Consider the following 7,440-nt stretch of genomic DNA (forward strand, 5'->3'; position numbering starts at 1 on the left):
GTGTAGAATTTTAAAACCTCGGCTACATGAATTAGAATATCATCACCCGCATGATGTCCATAGGTATCGTTATAAAGTTTGAAGTTATCCACATCAATCATCATCAGTACCAACGATGTACCATACCGTCTAACACGGTTCATCTCGTCTGCAATAACTTTAATGTAATGACGCCGATTGTATAAGCCAGTCATTGAATCGGTAATGCTCATCTCTTCGATTAATTTTTGATTGGTAATATCATGTCGTACCGCTGTATAACCAACGATTTTTCCATTTTCTATATTGGGTGAAATCGTTGTATCCACCCAATAATATCCTCCATCAGCTTTACGATTTTTAATCTCACCCGTCCAGATTTTTCCGGTGCTGATCGTATTCCACAAATCTTCAAAAAACTCTACGGGCATATCGGGATGACGAATAATTCTGTGATTTTTTCCAATAAGTTCTTCTCTTGCATAACCGCTAATCTTGCAAAATGCATCCGATGCGTAGGTGATAATACCATTGATATCGGTTTGAGAGGTAATCACATAATGATCAATGATATTGATGTATTCTCGCAGTTGTTTAGATTTGATATTAATTTTCTTCGATAATCGTTTATTGAGAATTTCAATCTGTTCTTTGTACGCTAGTAAAACTTCGTTTTGAGTGTTAAGTTGATCTATTCTTTGCTGGGTTTCAGAGGACATCTGATTAAATATCCGCATTAAAAGTTGCCACTCTACATCGTAACGTTCAATATTAAAATGAACATCATAATCCCCATCCGCTATTTTCAAAGCATTTTCACTCAACTCTGTAATCGGTTTAATAAAAGAACGAAAAACTTTAATGATTAATCCAATCACAATAGATATACCGATGAAATACAAAATGATCAAATCTGTCGAAGGATCATCTCCTTTTTGAACATTATGTTCAAGTTCCCAAAGAATAGAGAGAAGGAGCAAGAAAAAAATGATAGCTATAACCGCTAACCACAACACCGTTCGATGTAACACTGTCATTTTTTTCGTCAATATCATGACTATGTCCCTTCTGCGTATCTATTCTGATGATAAGTCTTTATAGAAGAGATAATTGAATTTTGAATGAAAAGTCAAAAATATACATCTTTCATGTGAATAATTGAAACATTTCTATCAAATAAATTAGGAAAGGGATGTTGTGCTGACGACAAAATAGAGCTCATCTTTTAGAGTGTTAAGACTTTTGATGACAGTGGTGCGACGGATTTCATCAAGATCAAAATGCTGTTCTATCGAATCATAGATACGATCTATACTCGCATAGATTTCGACCATGAGTTCTGCTTTTAGTTTATCCTGTACACCGGCCATAAATAATCCTTGAAACCGTCATTCCCGCGTAGGCGGGAATCCAGCTCTTTTTTTAAGATGGATCCCCGGATCAAGTCCGAGGATGACGATAATTTTAATTCAACGTTTAAATAAAACGCTCAATAAAAATCTCCCCAAAGGGAGAAAATGACGAGAAACAATGAAGTTTGTCCCCATGAACGGGGACGAGTGTCCTTAGCGGACGAGGTCGAAGAAATAGTCAGTTGTTGCGATACCTTTGGTATCTTCATCCAATTGGTCAAGAACTTTGTTCGTGATCCAAGTAAGAAGGTTCAACGCCCCATCGTACCCACTGATAGAGTAACGGTGTAGGTGGTGACGGTCGAAGATTGGGAATCCGATGTAGATCAACGGAGTACCAGTGTCACGCATCAACTCTTTACCATAGCTGTTACCGATCATGAAATCGACAGGTTCAGTGAACAAGAGTGAACGCATTGCCCACAAGTCTTTACCAGCCCATACGTTTAGGCTATCTTTAGCCGGAGATGTATCAAGCAACGCTCTCATCTCAGCTTCCCAGCCGTTTGGTGCATTGTGGCAAAGAACGTGAGTAGGTTCTGCACCCATCTCAAGGAGGAATGATACTGCACCGATTAGGAAGTCAGGATCACCCCAGATAGCGAATTTTTTACCGTGCATGTACGGATAGCTGTCTTGCATAGCATCAACAAGACGACCGCGTTCAGTTTTTAGTTTTTGTGGAACTGGTGTTCCTGTTAATTCTGCGAGTTTCATAACGAACTCATCCGTCCCTTTGAGACCGACCGGGTTAGAGCATCCACCAGCATGTTTCCAACGTTTTTCGACCATTTTCATAGTTTTAGACGTTGCGTATTTTTGCAATGAGATCGTTGCACTTGAATTGATACAATCTCTTGCATCATCCAATTTTGTTCCGCCTTGGAACATTTCGTAGTTACCTGCTGGCATATCCCATTGATCAGAGTGGTCGCCCAACATGATATAGTCTGTGCCGAACGCTTCTACGATGCTTTTTACTGAACGAAGGCTTCCGATATACGTTTCAAAACCAGGAATGATGTTGATACGTTGTTTCGTTTCACCTTTGTTTCCTTCAGTGAGTTGAGACATGATACCGTGCATCATGTTGTCATAACCCGTGATATGGCTTCCTACGAATGAAGGAGTATGAGCGTATGGAATCGGATAATCAGCTGCTAAAAACTCACCTTTATCCTCTTCTTTTGCCGCGATGATGAACGCCATCAAGTCGTCCCCGATAACTTCCGCCATACAGGTAGTTGAAACAGCGATCATTTTAGGTTTATACACTGCAGCACAGTTTTTAAGACCCTCTTTCATGTTTACAAGACCACCGAATACCGCAGCATCTTCAGTCATAGAGTCAGAAACACAAGGAGTCGGCTCTTTGAAGTGTTTGGTAAAATATGAACGGAAATACGCTACACATCCATGAGAACCATGAACGTAAGGCATAGTACCCTCGAACCCGAGTGCAACCATGACAGCCCCGAGAGGTTGACATGCTTTTGCCGGATTGACGGTGATCGCTTCACGAGCAAGGTTTTTCTCACGGTAATCCCATGTTTTTGTCCACTCAGCGATCTCTTCTACTTTCGCAGGGTTGATTGCGAGCATAGAGGATTCGAATTGTTTTTTGTTTGCGAGTACATCTTTGTACTCTGGGCGTTTAAACAGGTCTTTCCCGTTTACGATTTTTTCTACTTCTTGCATCGTCTCAACCTTCCTTTTCCCATGGTGCTTTACTGTGAGCCCATACAGGTGAATTAATTGCTAAATCCATATCTTGTGCGAAAATCGCGAATCCGTCGTATCCGTGGTATGGACCGCTGTAATCCCATGAGTGCATTTGGCGATATGGGAGACCCATTTTTTGGAATACATACTTCTCTTTGATCCCTGAAGCTACAAGGTCCGGTTGAAGTTTTTTAACGAATGCTTCGAGTTCATACTCGTTAACGTCATCATAGATAACAGTTGAGCGGAAAATCTCTTCTTTTGTACGTTTGTAGTCATCATCATGAGCGAACTCATATCCTGTTCCGATTACTTCCATACCCAAATCTTCGTAGGCACCGATAACGTGACGAGGGCGGAGACCACCAACGAACAACATTACTTGTTTCCCTTCAAGACGTGGTTTATATTTCGCGATAACCGCATCGATCATCGGTTGGTATTTAGCGATAACTTCTTCACATTTTGCTTGGATAGTCTCATCAAAGAACGACGCGATTTTGCGAAGTGATTTGATCGTTTGAGACGGTCCGAAGAAGTTATACTCGATCCAAGGAATCCCGAACTCTTTTTCCATGTGACGGCTGATATAGTTCATTGAACGGTAGCAGTGAAGCAAGTTCAATTTAACTTTAGGTGTCAATGCCATCTCTTTCATTGTCGCGTCACCTGACCATTGTGCAACAACACGAAGACCCATCTCCTCAAGAAGGATACGGCTTGACCATGTGTCACCACCGATGTTATAGTCCCCGATGATCGCAACGTCGTACTCAGTCGGTGTAACATCACTGATATCGATGTGACTGAGGTCACCTTCGAAGATATAGTCACGAACCGTGTCATTTGCGATATGGTGACCCAGTGATTGAGAAACACCACGGAACCCTTCACAGTTTACCGGAACGATTGTTTTATGAATCTCTTTTGCTTTGGTTTTAGCCACCGCAGCGATATCATCCCCGATCAAACCGATCGGACACTCGGATTGAACCGTGATACCGTTATTGAGTGGGAAAAGTGCTTCGATTTCATCGATACAGATGCCCAATTTTTTGTCTCCACCGAAAACAATGTTGTTCTCTTGGAAATCCGAACAGAAGTTCATCGTTACGAATGTATCAACACCGGTTACACCGATGTAATAGTTACGACGACCTGCACGGCTGTATTGACCGCATCCGATTGGACCGTGAGAAATATGGATCATGTCTTTGACCGGACCCCATACAACCCCTTTAGACCCTGCATAAGCACATCCGCGTTGGCTCATAACACCTGGAACGGTTTTTTTGTTAGAGCGGACATCACCGCACGTTTTTTGATTTTCATCATTTGGAGTTCCGACACCGAGATGTTTTTCACGGTTTTTCGCCGCTTTCTCAGGATACGCTTTTAAGATCTCTTCAATGGCCGCTTTTTGTTTAGCTTCTAGTGTTTCTGGACCCATAATACACCCCTTCCTTACGCGACTTCGATACGGAATTGTTCCATCGAATCAAGGTTATGACACAATTTCATTGTTTCATCATCAGCTGCATCTACACGTTTAGAGATTTCAGACATTTGGTAACGGTTCATGTAGATCATGTATTTTTGTGCTTTGTCAGGGTTCTCTTCTTTGAAGTAATGAACCAATGCACGGAACAAAAATGTAGTGTTGTTGGTATAGCTCAACCACTCTTTATCTTTGTCTTTTGTACCCATCAAAAGTTTGATCTCTTTAACGTCGCTGATATCAACATCGGCAATTTTTTCTGCAACCATTTCGTCTGGAACTTTATTCCCCATTGAAGCTGGGAAGTGAAAACCTAATACAAACATCTAATCTCCTTTTTCTGTTGTTTTCTTTTCATTATTAACAAGATGTTATTTGTCATTTTCATGACGGACATTGAAGATCCCTCAAAAGAGGAACCTTTTTCTTTACGCTTCTGCCGCTTTACCGACTTGGCTTTCGTCAACTTCGTCTTCAAGACCAAATGCAAGCAACAAGTCTTCAAGCTCATCCATACTGATTGGAGTAGGGATGATTTTCATATCGTTATAAACGATTTTACGAGCAAGCTCTTTGTATTCACGAGCTTGGTCAGAGTATGGGCTGTATTCAACAACGGTCATACGACGTAGTTCAGCATGTTGAACGATGTTGTTACGTGGTACGAAGTGGATCAATTGAGTTCCGATACGTTGAGCAAGCTCAAGTGCCAAATCGTACTCTTTATCGGTCATACGAGCATTACAGATAAGACCTGCAAGACGTACTCCACCAGTGTTTGCGTATTTCAAAATCCCTTTAGAGATGTTGTTAGCCGCGTACATCGCCATCATTTCACCTGACATTACGATGTAAATCTCTTGTGCTTTACCTTCACGAATCGGCATAGCGAATCCACCACAAACAACGTCACCAAGAACGTCATAAGAGACGAAATCAAGACCTTCTTCATCGTAAGCGCCCTCTTCTTCGAGGAAGTTAATCGCTGTAATAACACCACGACCTGCACAACCTACTCCTGGCTCTGGTCCGCCTGACTCTGTGCAGTTGATCCAACCGCCCGGAGTTTCTTTATCAAATAAACCTTTACCCCAAAGACGAGCTTGTTCCATCTCAACATCTTCGATAGTGCCGTACTCTGCTGCAAGAGAAAGAATAGTATCTTGTGCTTTCTCGTGAAGAATCAAACGAGTTGAATCCGCTTTTGGATCACATCCAACGATCATAATGTTTTTATCGAAATAGTGTGCCATTGCTGCCAATGTATTTTGAGATGTGGTAGATTTACCAATCCCACCTTTTCCGTAGAACGCGATTTGTCGCAAGCTAGCTGCTCCAGCCATGTTATCCCCTTATTTTTGAACTTCACTTAGGTTGATGCAAGGGGTGTTCTATGTTTTTTTGCGACATTTTCTAAATCACAGCAACAAAACTACACGTTACGAACAAATTTGTAGGAATAAGTTTTGCAGGGGCATATAAACAATCTATTGATTAAAAAATAATCTACCAAAATACTTTTTACTTTCTATAAATGGCTAAACTCTCAAATATTTTTACATATAAGAGGGCAGAGATGAGCAGCAAAGAACACTTCATTCGCAATCTCCATCAAGCACGTACAGCCCATATCCGTTGGGTCAACACTATCAAGCTTTTGGTTTCGGGAATCAACGTTAATGAAAAGCAAATCACACTCGATGCTACCGCTTCAGAATTCGGTATCTGGTTTTATCACGAAGCAATGCTCTTTACTATAGGAACCTCTCGGATGGTGATTGAGGATATCGAGGAATTATTTCTCACATTACATGACAAATACATGAAAATTTATCTAATCTACTATAAAAAGAAAAATCTTTTAGGCGGTTTCATCGGAGGTAAAAGCAAAGCGAGTGAACACGAGATCGAGCTCTCCGTACTTTATTATGAGGAAATCGTTATTCTTTCAGATAAGATTAAACACAAACTTCGGATACTCGAAAGTCAATTGTTGAGTTTAGAAGATGAAACTTTTAATCGAATCACCAAATATACTGCATCCCCGATCGAAAAGCCGATACACCTAGAAATACCTGATCATATCGATAATAAGGAAGAGGCTTATTTTTACGGAACAAGAGGGAGATAGTACATTTTTTTGCTATACTTTTGTCATATCAAAAAGGAGTATTGATGCCCAAAATTTTTGAATATTTAGGGATTTCAATACTTTTCTATAGCAACGAACACGAACCTGTACATGTTCATGGTAAATATCAAGGATATGAGTCCAAAGCCGAATTTATTATCATCGATGGTAAAATTTCTAAGATTATTATCAAAGAGGTTAAAGGGAAAAGACCTTTACCATCAAATGAACTCAGAGAGTTCCAAAAATTAGTTGAAACGTTTCAGAGTGAAATAGTCCAAAAGTGGATCGATTATTTTGTGTTACATAAACAAATCAATTGCATCAAAATAGAAGGAAAAGTAAAATGATTACTAACGATCAAATCATCCTCATTGAAAACGCTGATTATCTAAATGGGTACAAACTTCGTTTGCACTTTAATGACAAAACGACCCAAACCATCGATTTTGAAAATTTTATCCTCTCATCCACTAACCCGCATATCGCCAAATATTCTGATTTAGCAATTTTTAAAAACTTTTCGATCACCGATGGTGATTTAGAGTGGAATGATTACGATCTGTGCTTTCCGATTGCCGATCTCTACGAAAACCAAAATATTGGAAATATCCGCCACGGTTCTAACGAAGCGGCCTAAAAACTTTCGTCATTCCCAACTCGGTTGGGAATCCAGCATTATAGTTTTATACTTCATC

General features: G+C 40.3%; 9 protein-coding genes. 3 read left to right on the forward strand and 6 right to left on the reverse strand.

What is annotated here, in order from left to right:
- The 6 genes from WA010_RS09485 to nifH all read right to left on the reverse strand — a co-directional run.
- Positions 1-1,034: diguanylate cyclase (locus WA010_RS09485; RefSeq protein WP_422556883.1), on the reverse strand; the 1,034-nt coding region annotated here is incomplete at its 3' end.
- 126 nt (positions 1,035-1,160) lie between these two features.
- Positions 1,161-1,349: a hypothetical protein gene (locus WA010_RS09490; RefSeq protein ID WP_422556884.1), complete on the reverse strand. Its 189-nt coding sequence runs from the start codon at positions 1,347-1,349 to the stop codon at positions 1,161-1,163.
- A 195-nt stretch (positions 1,350-1,544) separates the two neighbouring features.
- The gene (gene nifK, locus WA010_RS09495) at positions 1,545-3,089 is read right to left on the reverse strand and encodes a nitrogenase molybdenum-iron protein subunit beta (RefSeq protein WP_422556885.1); all 1,545 of its coding nucleotides are present in this window, start codon (positions 3,087-3,089) and stop codon (positions 1,545-1,547) included.
- Positions 3,090-3,093: 4 nt separating this feature from the next.
- Complete coding sequence (nifD, locus tag WA010_RS09500) at positions 3,094-4,563, reverse strand: nitrogenase molybdenum-iron protein alpha chain (protein ID WP_422556886.1); 1,470 nt, start codon at positions 4,561-4,563, stop codon at positions 3,094-3,096.
- Between the two features lie 14 nt (positions 4,564-4,577).
- Positions 4,578-4,937 (reverse strand): hypothetical protein, encoded by a 360-nt coding sequence (locus tag WA010_RS09505; protein ID WP_422556887.1) that lies wholly within the window; start codon positions 4,935-4,937, stop codon positions 4,578-4,580.
- Positions 4,938-5,039: 102 nt separating this feature from the next.
- Positions 5,040-5,954 carry a nitrogenase iron protein gene (gene nifH / locus WA010_RS09510; protein ID WP_422556888.1) on the reverse strand — a complete coding sequence of 305 codons (915 nt, stop codon included), beginning with the start codon at positions 5,952-5,954 and terminating at the stop codon, positions 5,040-5,042.
- Between the two features lie 233 nt (positions 5,955-6,187).
- Here nifH and WA010_RS09515 point away from each other — a divergent pair, with 233 nt between their 5' ends.
- From WA010_RS09515 to WA010_RS09525, 3 genes are read left to right on the forward strand one after another with little or no spacing between them, the layout of a single operon-like run.
- On the forward strand, positions 6,188-6,742 hold the full coding sequence (locus WA010_RS09515) for a hypothetical protein (RefSeq protein ID WP_422556889.1): 555 nt from the start codon (positions 6,188-6,190) through the stop codon (positions 6,740-6,742).
- A gap of 44 nt (positions 6,743-6,786) precedes the next feature.
- Complete coding sequence (locus tag WA010_RS09520; protein ID WP_422556890.1) at positions 6,787-7,092, forward strand: DUF4160 domain-containing protein; 306 nt, start codon at positions 6,787-6,789, stop codon at positions 7,090-7,092.
- Positions 7,089-7,382 carry a DUF2442 domain-containing protein gene (locus WA010_RS09525; RefSeq protein ID WP_422556891.1) on the forward strand — a complete coding sequence of 98 codons (294 nt, stop codon included), beginning with the start codon at positions 7,089-7,091 and terminating at the stop codon, positions 7,380-7,382. Before WA010_RS09520 ends, WA010_RS09525 begins: the two co-directional genes overlap by 4 nt.
- Positions 7,383-7,440 lie beyond the last annotated feature (58 nt).

Source organism: Sulfuricurvum sp., from assembly GCF_049305995.1.
Classification (GTDB): domain Bacteria; phylum Campylobacterota; class Campylobacteria; order Campylobacterales; family Sulfurimonadaceae; genus Sulfuricurvum.